Here is a 19,675-nt window from a genome sequence, read left to right as displayed (position 1 = left end):
GTAAAGAGTTTTTGTCTTCGTTGCGCATTCGCTTATCATGATATGTAACACTAACGATGACACCGATAATTCTCAGCACTTTCTCACATACGTTTTGCTGATTTTTGCAAAACGGGTATTCGCACTCAGATCGCTGAGAGTTTCTTAAAATTATTATTTTTGGTTAACGCGTTTAGGCTAGCTATCTTTAAAGAGGCTTAAGAACAATAACGAAAATACATGACCACGTTAGCCACTAAAACAGATTAAATACCGCCATTATGACAGAACACGAAAATACGAATGAAGTGCCACTCTCTATTGAAGCTGGCACATTACTGAAAAACAAACGTGAATCCTTGGGAATGAGCCAAAAGCAAGTTGCCGATCGCCTGAGGCTTCGCATTTCTGTGATTGAAGATATTGAAAATAACCGATTTGAATCTCAACAAGTCGCGACATTTACGCGTGGTTACTTACGCTCTTACGCTAAATTCGTAGGTCTTGATGAGAAGGTGGTTTTGACGGCGTTAGAGCAGACTGCAGATGCTCAGCCTCAAGAGCAAGAAATTGAAATGCAAAGCTTCTCTCGTAAAACAAAAGACGAGAAGCACAATAGCCGTATTATGCTCCTTACTTGGGTTATCGGGCTGGTCATTATTGGCATTTCAGCGGCATGGTGGTGGCAAAACCAACAAGAGAATAGCCTAACTAAGGAAGTAACGGATTCGAGTGTTGAAGCGCCGCAGCCCACTGCTCAAGAATTAGCTGATATCGATTTGATGACGGCTGAAGAGTTAATCGCAAGCACTCCTGAAGAAGTTGCTTCAACTAATGAAGGTGTTGCTGAATTGACTGAAGCACCCGTTGAGCAAGGGGCGGATCCTTTGCTGACTGAAACTGAAAATACAACAAGCGTAGATTCTGAAGAACCTGTTGCCGTGATTGAAGCGGCGGAAGAGGAACAGCCTGCGCCAGTAGTACCTGAAGGCATGACACTTCTTACTATGAAGTTTAAAGCGGACTGTTGGATTCAAGTAAAAGACACCAATGGTAAAACGCTGGTAAGTGGTACTCATAAGCCAGGACAAGATGTAGAACTTACCGGAAAAGCGCCATTTAAAGTGATATTGGGCGCACCGGAAGGGGTTACAATGACATTTGCAAGTGAACCTGTCGACCTTTCTGGGTATACTTCAGGCAAAGTAGCTAGATTCACTCTACCGTTATAAAAAATTATGCAACACGAATCTCCAATTATTCGTCGTAAATCGACGCGTATTTATGTGGGTGATGTGCCAATTGGTGATGGTGCGCCAATTGCAGTACAGTCAATGACTAACACTCGCACGACTGACGTAGAAGCGACAGTCGCTCAAATCCGAGCACTAGAAAAAGTCGGCGCAGATATCGTTCGAGTTTCTGTACCTACGATGGACGCAGCAGAAGCTTTCAAACTGATTAAACAGCAAGTTTCTGTACCATTAGTGGCTGATATTCATTTCGACTATCGTATCGCGCTGAAAGTTGCGGAGTACGGAGTTGACTGTTTACGTATCAACCCAGGTAACATCGGCAATGAAGAGCGTATTCGCGCTGTTGTTGATTGCGCTCGCGATAAAAACATCCCGATCCGTATTGGCGTCAATGGTGGATCTTTGGAAAAAGATTTACAGATGAAATACGGTGAACCAACGCCAGAAGCCTTGGTTGAATCGGCGATGCGTCACGTAGATCATCTCGATCGTCTTAACTTTGACCAATTTAAAGTTAGCGTGAAAGCTTCAGACGTTTTTCTTGCTGTGGATTCATATCGTCTGCTGGCGAAGAAAATCGATCAGCCTCTTCATTTAGGTATCACAGAGGCGGGTGGTGCTCGAGCTGGCGCTGTTAAGTCATCTGTTGGCTTAGGTATGCTGTTATCTGAAGGGATAGGCGATACGCTGCGTATCTCTTTGGCGGCCGATCCAGTTGAAGAAATCAAAGTCGGTTTCGACATCCTTAAATCTCTGCGCATTCGCTCTCGAGGCATCAACTTTATTGCGTGCCCCAGCTGCTCACGCCAAGAATTCGATGTGATTGGTACGGTGAATGCACTGGAGCAACGTTTAGAAGACATCATCACGCCAATGGATGTGTCTATCATCGGTTGTGTGGTAAACGGCCCTGGTGAAGCAGAAGTTTCTCACTTAGGTCTAGCAGGTAGTAACAAGAAGAGCGCATTCTACGAAGATGGTAAACGCCAGAAAGAGCGCTTTGATAACGATGACCTTGTGAATAAGCTAGAAGCTAAGATCCGTGCGAAAGCAGCTATGATGAATGGCGAAAACCGCATCGAAGTTAAAGTACAAGATTAATCTCAACGAGAATTACGGTAAGTATTGTGGCAAAAACAATTCAAGCAATTCGAGGCATGAACGATTGCCTCCCAACTCAGTCGCCACTGTGGCAAAAACTAGAAAACACAGTGAAAAATGTAATTAGCGCATACGGTTATAACGAAGTGCGCATGCCAATCGTTGAAGAAACAAACCTATTCAGCCGCGCTGTTGGTGAAGAAACAGACGTCGTTTCAAAAGAAATGTACACCTTTGATGACCGTAACGGCGACAGCCTAACACTTCGCCCTGAAGGTACGGCGGGTTGTGTACGTTCATGTATCCAAAACAGCCTGATCAACCGTGATGAACAGCGTCTGTGGTACATGGGACCTATGTTCCGCCATGAACGTCCGCAGAAAGGTCGTTACCGTCAATTCCACCAGTGTGGTGTTGAAGTGTTTGGTCTAAATGGTCCAGATGTTGATGCAGAGCTTATCATGATGACGGCGCGTTTATGGCGTGAGCTAGGTATCAATGAACATGTCCGTCTTGAACTGAACTCTATCGGTTCTCAAGAAGACCGCGCAGACTACCGTACTGCACTGGTTGCATTCCTTGAGCAACATATTGATGTGCTAGATGAAGATTGTAAGCGTCGCATGCACACGAACCCACTGCGTGTTCTGGATACGAAGAACCCAGACGTTCAAGCTATTTTAGGTGATGCGCCTCGCCTTTCAGATTACTTGGGTGAAGAATCTAAAGCACACTTCGCAGGTCTATGTGAACTTTTAGACGCCGCAGGTATCAAATACACAGTTAACGAACGTCTAGTTCGTGGTCTGGATTACTACAATCGCACGGTATTTGAGTGGATCACTGAGAGCCTAGGTGCTCAAGGCACTGTATGTGGCGGTGGTCGTTACGATGGCCTTGTAGAGCAATTAGGTGGTAAACCAACACCAGCGGTTGGCTTTGCAATGGGCCTAGAGCGTCTAGTACTGATGCTAGAAACGTTGGAACTGACAGACGTTCGTCGCAGTGTTGACGTGTACGTAGTCACAGCGGGTGAAGGCACCATGATGGCAGGAATGAAGCTAGCAGAACAGCTTCGCGAGTCTGTTCCAGGCGTTCGTGTGATGAATCACTTCGGTGGCGGTAACTTCAAGAAACAGTTTAAACGCGCAGACAAAGTTGGTGCTGTTGTAGCATTGGTTCTGGGCGAAAACGAAGTTGCGGATAATACCGTAGTACTGAAAGACTTAGCTGGTGGTGAGCAAGAGACTTACAACCAAGCAGAAGTTGCAGAAAAGATCGCAGCACTGATTTAAGTCTTTTAGTAATCTAACAAAATTACATCCTAGTTCGTAAGCTAAGGCTCCCAAATGTGGAGCCTTTAAACGAAATAGGAACAATGGCAGCTAAGCTGCCATTTACATGTTTTAAGAGGACAGGAAGTGGAACTTTACGATACTGAAGAACAACAAGTTGAAGCCATTAAAGACTGGTGGAAGGAAAACGGCAAAGCCGTCATCATCGGTGCGGTTGTTGGTTTAGGTGGTCTATTTGGCTGGCGTTACTACCAGGATTCTGTGATTCAGGCGAGTGAAGCAGCTTCTCAAAGCTACACGACAGCAATGAATGCTTTGCAAGACAAAGGCACTGATGCTCAAGCTGACGTGAAAGCTTTCATTGAGTCAAATGAAGTAAAAGAATATTCAGTATTGGCTGCACTACAACTTGCTAAAGCACAAGTTGAAGCTCAAGACCTTTCTGCTGCATTGGAGCAACTGAAGTGGGCGCAAAGCAGCACTCAAGATGCTGCGTTGTTACCATTGATTAGTTACCGCATTGCGCGTATTGAGACGGAAATGGGTAACTTCGACGCTGCAACGGCAGAGCTAAGTAACGTCACTGATACAGCATGGACAGGTCGTATTGCTGAACTTCGTGGCGATATTGCGATTCGCCAAGGTGACAAAGATGCTGCGTACGCTGCGTATACTGAAGCTCAGCAAGCGGCAGATGCAAGCCCGACACTACAAATGAAATTGGACGATCTGGCGAAATAAGGACCGCATTGGATGAAAAGAGTCTTTAAGAAAGCCTTGCTAGGGGCGTTAACAATGGGAGTACTTGCCGGTTGTGCAGGTGAGAAAGACACCATTGTAATGGCGCCACTACCTCAGGTAGACAGTCAGTTTACAACCAGTAGTGAGTGGAGCACATCGGTTGGCGATGGTGTTGGTCATTACTTTTCAAAACTATCCCCTGTATTTGCGAATGATACATTGTTCGTGGCAAGTCGTGATGGCTTAGTAAAAGCGCTGGATCCTGACAACGGTAAACAACGTTGGCAAACGGACCTAGAAGAAGATGTCATTGCTCGTCTCTCTGGTGGTATCACAGCGGCATACGGAAACCTTTACATTGGCTCTGAGAATGGTGAAGTCATCTCTCTTGACCAAGAAACAGGTGAAATTGTTTGGCGTGTAAAAGTTGGTGGTGAGGTACTGGCGAAGCCAGTTGCAGATTCAGGCCTTATTATCATCAATACTAGCCGAGGCATGTTGATTGCCCTTAATGAGAGTACAGGTGAGCAACGCTGGGCATTGAGTACAGAAGTGCCGAACTTAACTTTACGTGGCGACAGTACTCCGACTGCAATTGGCGGCGGTGTATTTTGGGGAACGGCAAATGGCCGACTCGCAGCTGCTATCGTTGAGCGTGGTCAGTTGATTTGGCAACAGCCTGTTGGTACGCCAAAAGGCGCGACAGAAATTGATCGTTTGGTTGACGTTGATTCATCGCCAATTGTGCTAGGCGGTACTCTTTTCACCATTGGATACAATGGTCAACTTATCGCCATTGACTTGCGTTCAGCGAACCCGATTTGGAAGCGTAATTACTCATCTGCGACAGACATTTCTACAGATGGTAGTCGCATCTTTGTGATAACGGAAAAAGATCATGTTGTTGCCGTTGATTCACGAAGCGGGACTGAGTTGTGGGAAAACAGCTTGCTTGAGCACCGACAACTTACAGCGCCAGTTATTGTTGGCAATTATCTCGTTGTCGGTGACACGCTTGGTTACCTTCACTGGATGGATCGTTCAACGGGCGAATTTGTTGCGCAGCAGTTTGTCGATGATAGTGGCTTGGCTGTTGGCCCGACGTTATTGTCGGATGGTTATGTGATTACAACTCGCAACGGCGATGTAAAGAAACTAACCATTAACGAATAATATCGTGATATAATTCACATTCGGCTCCTGGCTGGTGACAGCTAGGAGCCGTTTTGTTGTTTGAATTTATTAACCCTGACGTGGTTATAGGTAAAAAGCTGGTTTGATTTGGCATCGAGCAAGTCGTTACCTATAACTACAGAAGAAAGATTATTGTAGAGGTTGTTATGGTACCTGTTGTAGCTCTAGTAGGGCGTCCGAACGTAGGTAAATCTACACTATTTAACCGATTGACTCGCACTCGTGACGCGTTGGTTGCGGACTTTCCAGGCCTAACGCGAGACCGTAAATATGGCCAGGCGAGACTTGGTGAAGAGCACGAATTCATTGTGATTGATACTGGTGGTATCGATGGCACAGAAGAAGGCGTGGAAACAAAGATGGCAGAACAGTCATTAGCCGCGATTGATGAGGCTGATGTTGTATTGTTCCTTGTTGACGGTCGTGCTGGTCTGACACCTTCAGATGAAGCAATTGCTGCGCATCTGCGTAAAATTGAAAAGCCAGCGATGCTGGTAGTAAACAAAATCGATGGTATTGATGCCGATGCGGCGTGTGCTGATTTTTGGCAGCTCGGCGTGGATGATATGTACCAGATTGCGGCTGCTCATGGCCGTGGTGTGACCGCTTTGCTTGAGCGTGCTTTATCTCCATTCTTTGATGATCTATTAACAAGTGAATCTGAAGAAGGTGAGATTGAAGACCTGACTGGATTCGAAGACGAAGAGCCTCTTGTTGAAGATTACACTGAAGAAGACGCAGAAGCTGAATTCAAGCGCCTTCAAGAGCAGCCGATTAAGTTGGCGATCATCGGTCGTCCGAATGTAGGTAAATCGACACTGACTAACCGTATTCTGGGTGAAGAACGTGTAGTTGTATACGATATGCCAGGTACAACGCGCGACTCTATCTACATCCCGATGGAACGTGATGGACGCGAATACGTACTGATTGACACTGCAGGTGTTCGTCGTCGTGGTCGTATCAATGAAACGGTTGAAAAGTTCTCTGTTGTTAAGACGCTGAAAGCGGTAGAAGATGCAAACGTCGTTCTACTGGTGATTGATGCTCGTGAAAATATTTCAGACCAAGACCTAAGCTTGCTTGGTTTTGCACTGAATGCTGGCCGCTCAATTGTCATCGCCGTTAACAAGTGGGATGGTCTAGACAGTGACGTGAAAGAAAGCGTGAAGAAAGAACTGGACCGCCGTCTAGGATTCGTCGACTTCGCGCGTATCCACTTTATCTCTGCGCTGCACGGTACTGGCGTTGGTCACTTGTTTGAATCTATCCAAGAAGCATATAACTCGGCGACAACGCGTGTGGGTACGTCAGTACTGACGCGTATCATGAAGATGGCTGTGGATGATCACCAACCGCCAATGGTTCGTGGTCGTCGTATCAAACTCAAATACGCACACGCAGGTGGTTACAACCCACCGATCGTTGTTATCCACGGTAACATGGTTCGTGAATTGCCAGATTCGTATAAACGTTATCTGATGAACTACTTCCGTAAGTCTCTGGAAATTATGGGAACACCGATTCGCATTAACTTCCACAACAGTGATAACCCATACGAGAACCGTACGAATAAGCTTACGCTATCACAAGAGCGTAAACGTAAACGTATGATGTCGATGGTGAAAAACCGCAATAAATAATGAAATTCGAATACCCAAGTTTCTACTTGGGTATTTTTTTATCAAAAGTAATCGTAAAAATGACTATCACAGCAACAAAGACTCGTTTTTGTCATCAAACATGGCAATTAGAAGCACAAATACAGCTCGTTCAATCTACGGAAGAAGTGACTTACGTTATTACAGATGTCACGCCGTTCCATCCCGTTAGTCACATATGGCCGGATCACCCTGCAGATAAAGGAACGTTGAAGGTGAATGGGTCTGAGCATGACGTAGTAGATTGCCAAGTTGGAGCAGTGGAGCAGGAAAGTGGTGCACTGTATGTGGGTAGTGACATCCCTGTAAAGCGTGATGCTGAAGGTTGGGTGTTTGTCGTCGTGCATGTTTTATCACGTACGGAATCACTTGTTACTGATGATTTGGTGACATTGGCGGTAGATAAGGATTACCAACGCGCTTTGAGTCGAGGCCACACTGCAGGACACTTAGCGTATTTGGCGTTGAATAAAGTACTAGCGGAAGACTATTGGCGAAAAGACGCAGACCGCAAAGACCCACATGGTTATTATGACTTTAATAGCTATGCACAAGTTACGAGTTATGTTACTCCAGACAAGTGCCTCGATACGTACCGTTTAGGCAAAACACTCCGTAAAAGAGGATTAAACAGTGCAGATATGCTGAATGACCTCCAGGCGATTGCAAAAAAAGTGAATAGCCAACTTGTGGAATGGCTTCGACGAGATGCGATGATCACCATGGAATGCCACGGTGACAGATTAACGGATTCTCGCTATTGGAAGTGCGATTTAGGGGAAGGTCAATTAGCGGTAATCCCTTGTGGTGGAACGCATGCGAGCCATTTAAATGAGTTTGCTTTTATCCAAGTTAAACTCGTTGAGCTCGACGCTCAAACTATCGAAATGCACACCAATGTAAACACTGCTTTCTGAATAAGATCTTTTTATTAAATTCTAATTTTACGTTTAATTAAATTGCTATAAGGTTTTTTATTCTGCCTTAAATTGGAATGCAGAATATGTAACTTATGCTTTCGGTGTGTGGTTATATAAATATTCTTTTAAGGGGTGATCGCTGATCAAGGAGTAAATATCAGACGATCAGTATAAGATCCTACGTATCAAGTATGGTTAACGCCTCGTGAAACTTGTTGGGGCGGTGATGAAGATCAACACACTTGTTCGTTATTTTGAGTAGCATGCGTTACTCGAAATTGCTTAGTTTAGAGAGAGGAACGGGATATGCAGCAGAACATTTGCCCGACTTGCAATGTCGAACTGGAATGGACAGGACAATACCATTGTGCACAGTGTGAATCGGATTTTAAAAAGGTAGGTTTTTGCCCTGATTGTGAGGCGGAGCTGGAGAAGCTGCAAGCATGCGGTGCTGCGAGTTACTTTTGTAATGTGTGTAATGAACTCAAATCAAAATCACGTGTCCGATTTGAGTTCCAGAAAGTCAGTTAACCAGAGTTTGTATTCAGTTAACGGTAGAACGAACGTCACCTTCGGCTAACCGGGTAATCAATACATCTCCCGACTTTACATCTGAAGATTGCGTAATTACTTTACCTTGCTCAGTTTGAGTAATTGAGTAACCTCGTTTCAATGTCGCTAGTGGGCTGACGGTGTCCAACTTTTCTGCAGCAATCGCGAGTTGATGGCGCATAGTCAGTAATTTGCGATCCATTGCATCCATGAGCTTTTGCTCAACACGTTCTAGCTTCGACTTCTGCTCGGCAAGGCGTGTTACAGGAGAATTTAATTGCAGCCGATAATGTTGACGCTCGATTCGCTGTTGACGCAAGGCAATAAAACGACTCATCGCTCGCTGTAAGCGCATGTCCAACTCATCTAACTGTTGCGTCTGACGTTGCAAGCGATAGCTTGGGTGCTGTCTCTCTAGACGGTGCACTAATTGAGCAGATTGCTGCTTTTGTTGTGCTAGGTAGTAACGCATCGCGCTCGCTAACTTATGCTGGCGGGTAACTAAAGCTTGATCTTTGTGGCTGTTATCACGGCTTACTAGCTCAGCGGCTGCTGATGGAGTAGGCGCGCGTACGTCGGCGACAAAATCAGCTATTGTCACGTCAACTTCATGTCCAACGGCGCTAATAATAGGAATTTGGCTTGCTGCAATCGTGCGAGCTAATATCTCGTTGTTAAAGCACCATAAGTCTTCTAATGAACCACCACCTCGGCCCACAATTAGTACATCACATTCATCACGGCTGTTAGCGCGACCAATGGCTTGTGCAATTTGAATGGCTGCGTCCTCACCTTGTACCACTGTCGGATAAATCACAACAGGTAGGGAAGGATCACGACGTTTCAATACGTCTAAGATATCGTAAAGCGCGGCACCAGTTTTCGATGTGATGACGCCAACACGTTTAGGGTGCTCAGGCAAAGATTGCTTATTGATTTGCGCGAACAACCCTTCTGCTGCAAGCTTCATTTTCAGCTCTTCAAACTCTTGTTGAAGACGGCCATCACCTTCCGGTTGCATGCTTTCGATGATCAATTGGTAGTCACCGCGAGGCTCATAAAGAGACAGACGAGCTTTTACTAGGACTTGATTACCGTTAGCGGGTTTGAAAGTAACGCGGCGATTGTTACCACGAAACATGGCACATTTAACTTGAGCGCGAGAGTCTTTAAGAGTGAGGTACCAGTGACCAGAGACAGGAGCTGAAAAGTTGGATATCTCTCCGACGAGCCAAACGATCCCCATTTCGTTTTCAAGGAGTAAACGAACTTCTGCGTTGAGACGAGAAACAGTAAAGATGTTTTGATTGGTCTTGGAGAGCACAGCTAATCTCTTAGACGTGAGTATGGAAATTAGCGGCAATATAATACATAGCAAGGGGGTAATTGCAAGAAAAAAATTAAAAAATTTGTGGTCAAGCGATTGCGTTAACCGTATAATCCCTCCGCAATATCTAATCCAAATGTAGCTAGTTGCTAACGCAGGTTACCCTCATTATGCGAAACGATGAGATTGGATTGTTCTTTTTACTCCTCTAATTGTGAGATATTGCAAATGCTAAGAATTGCCAAAGAAGCGCTGACATTCGATGACGTACTACTTGTGCCAGCACACTCCACCGTTCTCCCAAACACAGCTGATCTTCGCACTCAGCTAACTAAGAACATCACCCTAAACATCCCAATGATTTCAGCGTCTATGGACACTGTTACTGAAGCTCGTCTAGCAATTGCGCTAGCGCAAGAGGGTGGCATTGGCTTTATCCACAAGAACATGTCTATTGAGCAGCAGGCAGCCGAAGTTCGTAAAGTTAAGAAGTTCGAAGCTGGTATGGTAACTGACGCGGTTACTGTAAACCCTGACGCGACCATCGCTGATGTTGTTGCACTCACTGAAAAGCATGGTTTTGCAGGTTTCCCTGTTGTCACTGAGAGCAATGAGCTTGTTGGTATTATCACTGGTCGTGACGTTCGTTTTGTGACGGACCTTTCTAAGAAAGTATCTTCAGTAATGACGCCAAAAGAGAAGTTGGCAGCAGTTAAAGAAGGTGCAACACGAGAAGAAGTGCAAGAGAAAATGCACGAAGCTCGTGTAGAGAAAGTATTGGTTGTGAATGATGAGTTCCAACTAACCGGTATGATTACTGCGAAAGACTTCCACAAAGCAGAACGTAAACCAAACGCATGTAAAGATGAGCGTGGTCGCCTACGTGTTGGCGCAGCCGTTGGTGCTGGCGCTGGTAACGAAGAGCGTGTTGCTGCTCTAGTTGAAGCAGGCGTTGACATTCTACTTATCGACTCTTCACACGGACATTCTGAAGGTGTACTAAACCGCATCCGCGAAACTCGCGCTGCTTACCCAGATCTAGACATCATCGGTGGTAACGTAGCAACAGGTGCTGGTGCTAAAGCACTAATCGAAGCTGGCGTAAGCGCAGTGAAAGTGGGTATCGGCCCTGGTTCTATCTGTACAACTCGTATTGTAACGGGTGTGGGAGTTCCACAAATCACTGCAATCGCAGATGCGGCAGAAGTGGCTAATGATTATGGTATTCCGGTTATTGCTGACGGTGGTATCCGTTTCTCAGGTGATATCTGTAAAGCAATCGTAGCTGGCGCATCATGTGTGATGGTTGGTTCTATGTTTGCAGGTACTGAAGAAGCGCCGGGTGAAGTGATTCTATACAACGGCCGTTCTTACAAGTCTTACCGTGGCATGGGTTCTCTTGGTGCTATGTCTCAAGGTTCTTCTGACCGTTACTTCCAGTCTGACAACGCAGCGGACAAGCTAGTACCAGAAGGTATCGAAGGTCGTATCGCATACAAAGGCCGTCTAAAAGAGATCGTACACCAACAAATGGGTGGTCTACGTTCAAGCATGGGTCTAACTGGTTCTGCAACTATCGAAGATATGCGTACGAAAGCTGAATTTGTACGTATCTCTGGTGCTGGTATGCAAGAGTCTCATGTACACGATGTTCAAATTACTAAGGAAGCACCGAACTACCGTCTAGGGAACTAATTACCTAACGGAAACGTTTGCTTTTTCCTTGAAGCATTAAGAAGAGGCGAGTACACTCGCCTCGGTTTTAATCACTTAGCCTTAAAAAGACTGCTCAAAATGACTAAAAATATCCATGACCAACGTATTCTGATCTTGGACTTCGGTTCTCAGTACACTCAATTAGTAGCACGCCGCGTACGTGAAATCGGCGTTTACTGTGAACTATGGAGCTGGGATGTAGAAGAAGCGGATATTCGCGAATTCAACCCAGATGGCATTATCCTATCTGGCGGTCCAGAAAGCGTAACGGAAGAGAACTCTCCACGCGCGCCTCAATATGTGTTTGATTCTGGTGTTCCTTTGCTTGGCGTATGTTACGGCATGCAAACCATGGCGGAACAGCTAGGAGGCAAAGTGGCGGGCTCTAACGAACGTGAGTTTGGCTACGCTCAGGTTAAAGTTTCTGGTGAATGTGCTCTATTTAAAGACCTTGAAGCAACTCAAGACGTTTGGATGAGCCATGGCGACAAAGTAGTAGAGATCCCAGCCGATTTCGTAAAAGTTGGTGAGACAGACACTTGTCCTTACGCTGCGATGGCGAATGAAGAGAAGAAATACTACGGCGTTCAGTTCCACCCAGAAGTGACACACACAAAAGGTGGCCTACAAATGCTTGAGAACTTTGTTCTTGGCGTATGTGGCTGTGAACGTCTATGGACTTCTGAATCTATCATCGAAGACGCGGTTGCTCGTATTAAAGAGCAAGTGGGTGACGACGAAGTTATCCTAGGTCTATCTGGTGGTGTTGATTCATCGGTAGTCGCGATGCTAGTTCACCGTGCAATCGGCGACAAGCTAACGTGTGTATTTGTTGATAACGGTTTACTTCGTCTAAACGAAGGTCAACAAGTAATGGATATGTTCGGCGACCAATTTGGTTTGAACATCATCAAAGTTGACGCTGAAGAACGCTTCCTAAAAGCACTTGAAGGCAAGTCTGACCCAGAAGAGAAGCGTAAGACTATCGGTCACGTATTCGTAGATGTATTTGATGAAGAGTCTAAGAAGCTGAAAAACGCGAAATGGCTAGCTCAAGGTACGATTTACCCTGATGTAATCGAGTCAGCTGCATCTAAGACTGGTAAAGCGCACGTGATCAAATCGCACCACAACGTGGGCGGTCTTCCAGATGACATGGAAATGGGTCTTGTTGAGCCACTACGTGAGCTGTTCAAAGATGAAGTTCGTAAGATTGGTCTAGAATTAGGCCTGCCTTACAACATGCTTTACCGCCACCCATTCCCGGGTCCAGGTCTAGGTGTTCGTGTTCTTGGTGAAATCAAGAAAGAGTACTGTGACTTGCTACGCCGTGCTGATGCTATCTTTATTGAAGAGCTTCACGCAGCTGATCTATACAACAAAGTATCTCAAGCGTTCACGGTATTCCTACCAGTACGTTCTGTTGGTGTAATGGGCGATGGCCGTAAGTACGATTGGGTTGTGTCTCTACGTGCGGTAGAAACTATCGACTTCATGACTGCTCATTGGGCACACCTACCATACGACTTCCTAGGTAAGGTTTCTAACCGTATTATCAACGAAGTTGATGGCATTTCTCGTGTTGTTTACGACATTTCAGGTAAGCCACCAGCGACTATCGAGTGGGAATAATTTTCCTCTAGACAGTTGAGTTTATAAGAACCAGCCTTCGGGCTGGTTTTTTTGTACTTCAAGTTTGTGAAGAGGTGGCTCAACTTTTTTGTGAGAGATATATACATGCGGTTAAATTAAATATATATTCATTTTAATTGTTTAATTATCATAAATGGTATTGCTATGGAACAGGCTGACGTTACCTCTCTCATTCCCATCCTTATAACTCTTTTCCTCGCGCTGACCACAAGAAATGTCGTTGTTGGTTTATTCGCGGGTGTGGTGAGTGGTGTCGCTATGCTCGAAGGGACATTTGTCGAAAAAGGGCCACTAGACTCGTTTAGTGCATTGATGAAAAGCTATCTACTGCCGCAATTAACTGACAGCTACAATGCGGGCGTCATTTTGCTCTTGGTCTTTATTGGTGGCTTTGTTGCCTTGATGGAGAAATCTGGCGGTGGTGTGGCGTTTGCTAAAAAGCTTACTCAATGGGTTGCGAGTAAATGCCAAGCTCAACTGTCCGCATGGTTCGGTGGTGTGGTTATTTTCTTCTCAGACCTTGGTACACCACTGATTGTTGGCCCTGTTTTTCGCCCTTTATTTGATAAGTTAAAAGTATCACGCCAAAAATTAGCTTTTATTATCGACTCTACTTCCTCTCCCGTCGCAATCTTGATCCCTTTTATCGGATGGGGCGTTTACATCATGGGATTGATTCAAAAAGAGTTTACTGCCCTGAATGTCAGTATGAGTGATTGGGATGCTTTCATTGGTGCGATCCCGTATCAGTTTTACGCCTTTCTTGCGATCGCGATTGTGCCGATTGTCTCTTTCTTCAAATTAGATTTCGGACCGATGGCGAAGGCTGAACAACTAGCAGAGCAGGGCTCCGACTTTGGGAAAGTGCAGGAGTCCATGAATGTGTTTACGCATAAAAATGCAAAATCTAGTTTTGTATGGGCACCTTTGCTCGTTATGCTGGTGGTTCTATGTACCATCCTCGTGCCACACGGTTTTCCATTTCAAAAAGTAGCAGGCTCAACGTTCAGGGCTGCACTTTCTTCGGCATATTTCTTCGCAGCCTTTACTTTGATTGCGCTGATGGCGTTTTATGGCGTAAGAAAACTCTCTGATGGCATTCAGGTTTACCTAAAAGGGATGTCGAACATGATGTCTGTAGCCGTGATTTTGGTATTGGCTTGGGCACTTAGCTCGGTTGGGAAAGAATTAGGTGCAGCTGCATACATTGCTGAACAAGCTCAAGCCGGTTTCCCGTACTGGCTATTGCCAGCAGTCGCCTTTTTGCTTGCTGGTGTTATCTCATTCGCTACGGGATCATCTTGGGGGACGTTCGCCATCATGATGCCATTAGTGATCCCAACTGCCGTTGCGATTGATGCACCACTGTTGGTTTGTATTGGTGCGGTATTATCTGGTGGCTTGTTTGGCGATCACTGTTCTCCCATCTCTGAAACTACGATTTTGTCGTCGACAGGAGCGGGGTGTGAACAGTATGAGCACTTCCGTACACAATTGCCTTACGCATTACTCAATGGAATGATCGCATTGGGGTGTTTTCTTTTAGCTGGAATCAACGCCTCACCAGTGATTGTGCTTGCCGCAATTATTTCTCAGTGTGTGGTTTATTTTGTGCTGTCTAAACAAAAGTCAATCGCGAAGCTAGAGGTGGTTTCGGCAGAACAATAAAGAGAGAAACATCACAAAGCGGAGGCTCACAGGGTCTCCGCTTTTCTTTTGAGTCAAGGTAACATTTTTCTTGTGACAAAATGTGTGTGAGGACCTATTTATTCATTTTGTCTCGCAGAATCAACGTACTTGGCTCGGTGTTTCGTATATATGATCCACTATATGTCTAGTTATTCCTCGTATATTGTATTGTTGAAATCCGGAGACTAGACATGTTTGCACTCAAACATCTTCCTCTTGCATTGAGTTGTGTCTTAGCAGCACAAGTGAATGCGAGTATGAATATTCAGCCCGATCCGCAAAATCCGAATGGTTATGTTATTGCTCGTGGTGACGTTCAAGCCGTAGAGCAAAGCAAAACTTCTGATCCTATGTATGCCATTTGGTCACAAGCATTAGAGACACGCCCGAACTCAGTGGTTGAAGCGATTGTTCCAGGGGCGACAACCAACCCAGAAAACGTGAAGCGTGTAGAGCGTGTATTCCCCGAAAGTGAGTGGGACTTCCTGACTCAAATGGCGGCACCTGAATACACTTACACGCGTTTCCTACGTGCAATTGGCAAGTTCCCAGCATTCTGTGGTGAGTACACAGACGGTCGTGATTCGGATGCGATTTGTAAAAAATCGATCGTGACAGCGTTTGCTCACTTTGCACAGGAAACCGGTGGCCATATTTCGATCGATAACGTATCGGATAATCCGCTAGGGTTGGAAGAGTGGCAGCAAGCTTTGGTTCATGTGCGAGAAATGGGATGGTCTGAAGGGCAAGAAGGTTACACAACAGGTTGTGGTCAAAATGACTGGCAAAACAAACGCTGGCCATGTGAACCTGGACAAGGTTACTTTGGACGTGGTGCAAAACAGCTTTCTTACCATTTTAACTATGGCGCGTTCTCTGAAGTGATGTTTGATGGCGATGCATCTGTATTGTTGAAAAATCCAGGCTTGGTTGCGGATTCGTGGCTGAACTTAGCATCGGCTATCTGGTTCTTCCTAACCCCACAAGCACCGAAACCAGCAATGCTACATGTGATTGACCGTACTTGGGTGCCTTCACAGCGTGAGCTTGATGCTGGCATTGGTTACGGCTTTGGTACGACCATCAACGTGATCAATGGTGGTATTGAGTGTGGGGAGCAAAACAAAGATAAAGGTCAACCTGTTAACCGTATTCGCTATTGGGAAGGACTTGCCGCTCATTATCAAATTCCAATTGAAGCCGATGAGACCAATACCTGTTGGCAGCAGACGCCTTACGGCAGCTTAAATCTAAATGGTGCGACAGACGTGCTTTACACCAACTGGGATGGTAACTGGAAATACTACTCAGATCGTCCTGGAGGTCACTCATTTGAATGTGAGCTTGTTGGTTTCCAAACGGCTTACTCTGCGCTAGTTGCGGGTGATTATGAGAAATGTGTAACTAACTTCTACCAATCTCATGCGGGTTGGCCAGAAGTTCGTGTAGTTGACAAGTTAGACCCAGTGGATCCGGTCGATCCGCCTGTAGGTGGTGTGGCAGCTTGGGATTCTGGCAAAGTATATAACACGGGTGATCAAGTTTCTTACCAAGGTGCTGTTTACGAAGCGAAATGGTGGTCACAAGGTAATGAGCCAACGAAAGGAGACCCTTGGAAGCTGGTTTCAGGCACTCCTACGGAGCCGCCTACAACGGAACCTGAACCACCGGTGATTGAGCCAGAGCCGCCAGTAACCGAGCCAGAACCACCAGTGACAGGCAATTTTATTCAGTGGGAGCCGGGTGTAACGCAAGTCGCTAACGGCGATAAAGTGACGTACCAAAACAAATGTTTTGTCGCAAAAAATGGCCCTGGAGTATGGGAAAGCCCAACGCAAAGCAACTGGTTCTGGGACGAGATTTCTTGTCAGTGATCGAGTAAAAAACAACCTAACCATCTATAAAGACTCTGCTTTTTTGCAGGGTCTTTTTTTATATATGTAGTGGTTTATTTATGGAATCTAAGTTTTCAATAACAGCTTTTCTCTTTTGTTCTGCAGCCCATTAAAATTCGCGCGCATTTTTTATCAACATTTTTGAAAAAAGGTATTTGTACATGTCGACAAAACTGGCTAACCCAGCACCGCTAGGTCTAATGGGTTTCGGTATGACCACTATTCTGCTCAATATTCATAATGCAGGATTTTTCCCAATTGACTCTATGATCCTAGCGATGGGCATCTTTTACGGTGGCCTTAGCCAAGTAATCGTTGGCATCATGTGCTTTAAACGCGGTGATACGTTCGGCACAACTGCGTTTACTTCTTACGGTCTATTTTGGCTAACATTGGTTGGTCTAATCGTAATGCCTCACATGGGTCTTCCTGCAAGCCCTGCAAGCTTTATGGGTTGGTACCTAGCGCTTTGGGGCATCTTCACTGGTTTCATGTTCATTGGTTCTCTATGTTACCCAACAGCGAAGCAAGTGGTATTTGGCTCTCTAACTATCCTATTCTTCTTGCTTGCTGCTCGTGATTTCACTGGTAGCGAAGTGATCGGTGCTATCGCTGGCTTCGAGGGTATCTTCTGTGGCGCAAGTGCAATTTACTTCGCAATGGCACAAGTACTGAACAACGAATTTGGTCGTGAAGTGTTACCTGTAGGTAAAGCAAAAATCGCTCGTAAAGTTGAAGCGGTTATCGCCTAAGCTGTTACTCATAATGAAGAAAGGAGGATTAACCATTGGTTAATCCCCCTTTTTTATGTCCTCAATCGGACCACTGCTTTTTCTTATTTATGTGATAACGCTATGTTGATGGTTGCTCAACAGTTTCTGCGCTATTGCTGTCTGCCGTTGGTGCTTTACCCGTTTTACGTCGGTACTTATCTTCCCAGTAATCTGCGCCTTTAATGCCCAGTGCAACAGGGTTAAATGTAAAATCGGTCACACCACGTTTTTGTTGCTCTTCGTAGTCGTTCAGTGCTTTGAGTGCAGGCTTCGACATAAAGAAGATGATCAAAATACCGATGATGTTTAGCCACGCCATCAGTCCTACGCCTACATCACCCATCGCCCATGCTAAGTTGGCGGTTTTCACGGTTCCGTAGAACACGGATGAAATAATGATGACTTTCAGAATAAACATCAGTCCATTTACTTTGAACGTACGACGAATGTAAGCAATGTTCGTTTCTGCAATGTAGTAGTAAGCCAGAATGGTCGTAAACGCGAAGAAGAATAGAGCGATCGCGATGAATGGTTTACCCACGCCAGGTAGTGCGCTTTCGATCGCCATCTGTGTAAACACAGGACCATTTGCACCAATATCCGCTGGTAGGTTTTGAACCAGGAATGTACCTTCAATCGCACCATTTACGTTGTACGCGCCAGTGATAAGAATCATGAACGCGGTTGCTGAACACACAAGTAGTGTATCGATGTAAATAGAGAAAGATTGAACAAGACCTTGCTGAGCTGGGTGATCAACACTCGCTGCTGCTGCTGCGTGAGGACCAGTACCTTGACCTGCTTCGTTGGAGTAGACACCACGTTTTACACCCCAGCCGATTGCTGCACCAACGCCTGCCATTGGTGTGAACGCGTCACCAATAATCATGCCGAAAATGCGCGGAACCTCACCAATGTTTAGAAGGATGATGACAAACGCAGTAATGATGTAAGCTAACGCCATAAATGGTACAACGACTTGGGTAAAGTTCGCGATACGCTTTACGCCACCAAAAATGATGAAAGCCAAAATGACACAAACAACCGTACCAGTGAAAATTTTAGCAAAACTGAAGGTACCAATAGCGGTTTCAATCATGTCACCTGAGCCAAATGCGGCTTCTACTGCGTTACCGATACTGTTCGATTGAACGCCAGGAAGTAGAACACCACAAGCAAAGATGGTCGCGATAGCAAAGATCCAAGCGTACCATTTTTGTCCCATTGCTTTCTCAATATAGTAAGCAGGGCCACCACGGAACTCGCCTTCGTCTTCTTCTTTATAAATTTGTGCAAGTGTTGATTCTGCGTATGCGGTTGCAGCGCCAAAGAAGGCAACGACCCACATCCAGAATACGGCGCCTGGGCCACCGAAACCGATAGCAGCGGCAACACCAGCAATGTTACCTGTACCTACACGGCCAGATAGTGAAACGGCAAGTGCCTGAAATGATGATATCCCTTTTGTTGAACTCTTCCCTGAAAGTAATAAGCGCCACATCTCAAAGAAGTGACGAATTTGTACAAAACGCGTCATGATTGAATAGAACAAACCTGCGCCAAGGCACAAATAGATCAGTACCGGGCTCCAAATAATTCCATTCAGAAAATCAACTAATGACTGCATGAGTATTTTCCCTGTTAGTTGTGTTTGTGGTTGTTTTTCACACAATACATTACCCTTTATGTAATGCAATTGTTAACTTTTTTAGCTACAAATCCTTTGTAGCGTGATGATGAACACAGAATGGAGAGTAGTTGTTAAAATTTGGTTCTTGTTGCTTATTTGCTCCTTTTAGGTAGAAGATTTGCCTGATGATTAATTATGCAGCACATTGTCATTTAAATGTGCTGCGATTTTGATGAGTTAAAAATGCCAGTGGTTATGCATTTTGTGGAGTAAGTGTCTGCCTGTTTTTTGTT

General features: G+C 45.3%; 15 protein-coding genes. 13 read left to right on the top strand and 2 right to left on the bottom strand.

What is annotated here, in order from left to right; all coding sequences use genetic code 11:
• The first annotated feature begins 260 nt into the window (after nucleotides 1–260).
• The 8 genes from rodZ to R7P64_RS18290 all read left to right on the top strand — a co-directional run bounded on the left by rodZ (nucleotide 261) and on the right by R7P64_RS18290 (nucleotide 8,678).
• Nucleotides 261–1,211, top strand: coding sequence for a cytoskeleton protein RodZ (gene rodZ / locus R7P64_RS18325; protein WP_005383707.1), 951 nt, complete (start codon nucleotides 261–263; stop codon nucleotides 1,209–1,211).
• A gap of 6 nt (nucleotides 1,212–1,217) precedes the next feature.
• Nucleotides 1,218–2,336 (top strand): flavodoxin-dependent (E)-4-hydroxy-3-methylbut-2-enyl-diphosphate synthase, encoded by a 1,119-nt coding sequence (ispG, locus tag R7P64_RS18320; protein WP_005381699.1) that lies wholly within the window; start codon nucleotides 1,218–1,220, stop codon nucleotides 2,334–2,336.
• A gap of 26 nt (nucleotides 2,337–2,362) precedes the next feature.
• Nucleotides 2,363–3,631: a histidine--tRNA ligase gene (hisS, locus tag R7P64_RS18315; protein ID WP_005381698.1), complete on the top strand. Its 1,269-nt coding sequence runs from the start codon at nucleotides 2,363–2,365 to the stop codon at nucleotides 3,629–3,631.
• Nucleotides 3,632–3,757: 126 nt separating this feature from the next.
• Nucleotides 3,758–4,372: a YfgM family protein gene (locus tag R7P64_RS18310; protein WP_213915298.1), complete on the top strand. Its 615-nt coding sequence runs from the start codon at nucleotides 3,758–3,760 to the stop codon at nucleotides 4,370–4,372.
• A 12-nt stretch (nucleotides 4,373–4,384) separates the two neighbouring features.
• Nucleotides 4,385–5,545, top strand: a complete 1,161-nt coding sequence (gene bamB / locus R7P64_RS18305) for an outer membrane protein assembly factor BamB (RefSeq protein ID WP_318119016.1) — start codon at nucleotides 4,385–4,387, stop codon at nucleotides 5,543–5,545.
• 167 nt (nucleotides 5,546–5,712) lie between these two features.
• The gene (der, locus tag R7P64_RS18300; RefSeq protein WP_017820569.1) at nucleotides 5,713–7,209 is read left to right on the top strand and encodes a ribosome biogenesis GTPase Der; all 1,497 of its coding nucleotides are present in this window, start codon (nucleotides 5,713–5,715) and stop codon (nucleotides 7,207–7,209) included.
• A gap of 59 nt (nucleotides 7,210–7,268) precedes the next feature.
• Nucleotides 7,269–8,144: an alanyl-tRNA editing protein gene (locus R7P64_RS18295; protein WP_318119017.1), complete on the top strand. Its 876-nt coding sequence runs from the start codon at nucleotides 7,269–7,271 to the stop codon at nucleotides 8,142–8,144.
• Between the two features lie 309 nt (nucleotides 8,145–8,453).
• A complete protein-coding gene (locus tag R7P64_RS18290; RefSeq protein WP_005381691.1) occupies nucleotides 8,454–8,678 on the top strand; it encodes a zinc ribbon domain-containing protein in 225 nt (74 codons plus the stop codon).
• Between the two features lie 13 nt (nucleotides 8,679–8,691).
• Here the strand turns inward: R7P64_RS18290 and xseA are convergent, their stop codons facing one another.
• Complete coding sequence (xseA, locus tag R7P64_RS18285) at nucleotides 8,692–10,023, bottom strand: exodeoxyribonuclease VII large subunit (protein WP_017633909.1); 1,332 nt, start codon at nucleotides 10,021–10,023, stop codon at nucleotides 8,692–8,694.
• A gap of 231 nt (nucleotides 10,024–10,254) precedes the next feature.
• Between xseA and guaB the strand changes: the two genes are divergently transcribed.
• From guaB to R7P64_RS18260, 5 genes are all read left to right on the top strand, one after another.
• Nucleotides 10,255–11,721: an IMP dehydrogenase gene (gene guaB / locus R7P64_RS18280; RefSeq protein WP_017633908.1), complete on the top strand. Its 1,467-nt coding sequence runs from the start codon at nucleotides 10,255–10,257 to the stop codon at nucleotides 11,719–11,721.
• Nucleotides 11,722–11,820: 99 nt separating this feature from the next.
• Nucleotides 11,821–13,374, top strand: a complete 1,554-nt coding sequence (gene guaA, locus R7P64_RS18275) for a glutamine-hydrolyzing GMP synthase (RefSeq protein ID WP_005381685.1) — start codon at nucleotides 11,821–11,823, stop codon at nucleotides 13,372–13,374.
• 165 nt (nucleotides 13,375–13,539) lie between these two features.
• On the top strand, nucleotides 13,540–15,063 hold the full coding sequence (locus R7P64_RS18270) for a Na+/H+ antiporter NhaC family protein (RefSeq protein WP_318123797.1): 1,524 nt from the start codon (nucleotides 13,540–13,542) through the stop codon (nucleotides 15,061–15,063).
• Nucleotides 15,064–15,275: 212 nt separating this feature from the next.
• Nucleotides 15,276–16,958: a chitinase gene (locus tag R7P64_RS18265; RefSeq protein WP_137281743.1), complete on the top strand. Its 1,683-nt coding sequence runs from the start codon at nucleotides 15,276–15,278 to the stop codon at nucleotides 16,956–16,958.
• Between the two features lie 182 nt (nucleotides 16,959–17,140).
• A complete protein-coding gene (locus R7P64_RS18260) occupies nucleotides 17,141–17,731 on the top strand; it encodes an acetate uptake transporter (RefSeq protein ID WP_005381682.1) in 591 nt (196 codons plus the stop codon).
• A 100-nt stretch (nucleotides 17,732–17,831) separates the two neighbouring features.
• On the opposite strand, the gene R7P64_RS18255 is transcribed toward R7P64_RS18260, so the two are convergent.
• Nucleotides 17,832–19,379 (bottom strand): alanine/glycine:cation symporter family protein, encoded by a 1,548-nt coding sequence (locus tag R7P64_RS18255; RefSeq protein WP_005381681.1) that lies wholly within the window; start codon nucleotides 19,377–19,379, stop codon nucleotides 17,832–17,834.
• Nucleotides 19,380–19,675 lie beyond the last annotated feature (296 nt).

Source organism: Vibrio sp. 2304, assembly GCF_033339475.1.
Taxonomy (GTDB): Bacteria; Pseudomonadota; Gammaproteobacteria; order Enterobacterales; family Vibrionaceae; genus Vibrio; species Vibrio alginolyticus.
This window is presented reverse-complemented; position numbering and strand designations above follow the sequence as displayed.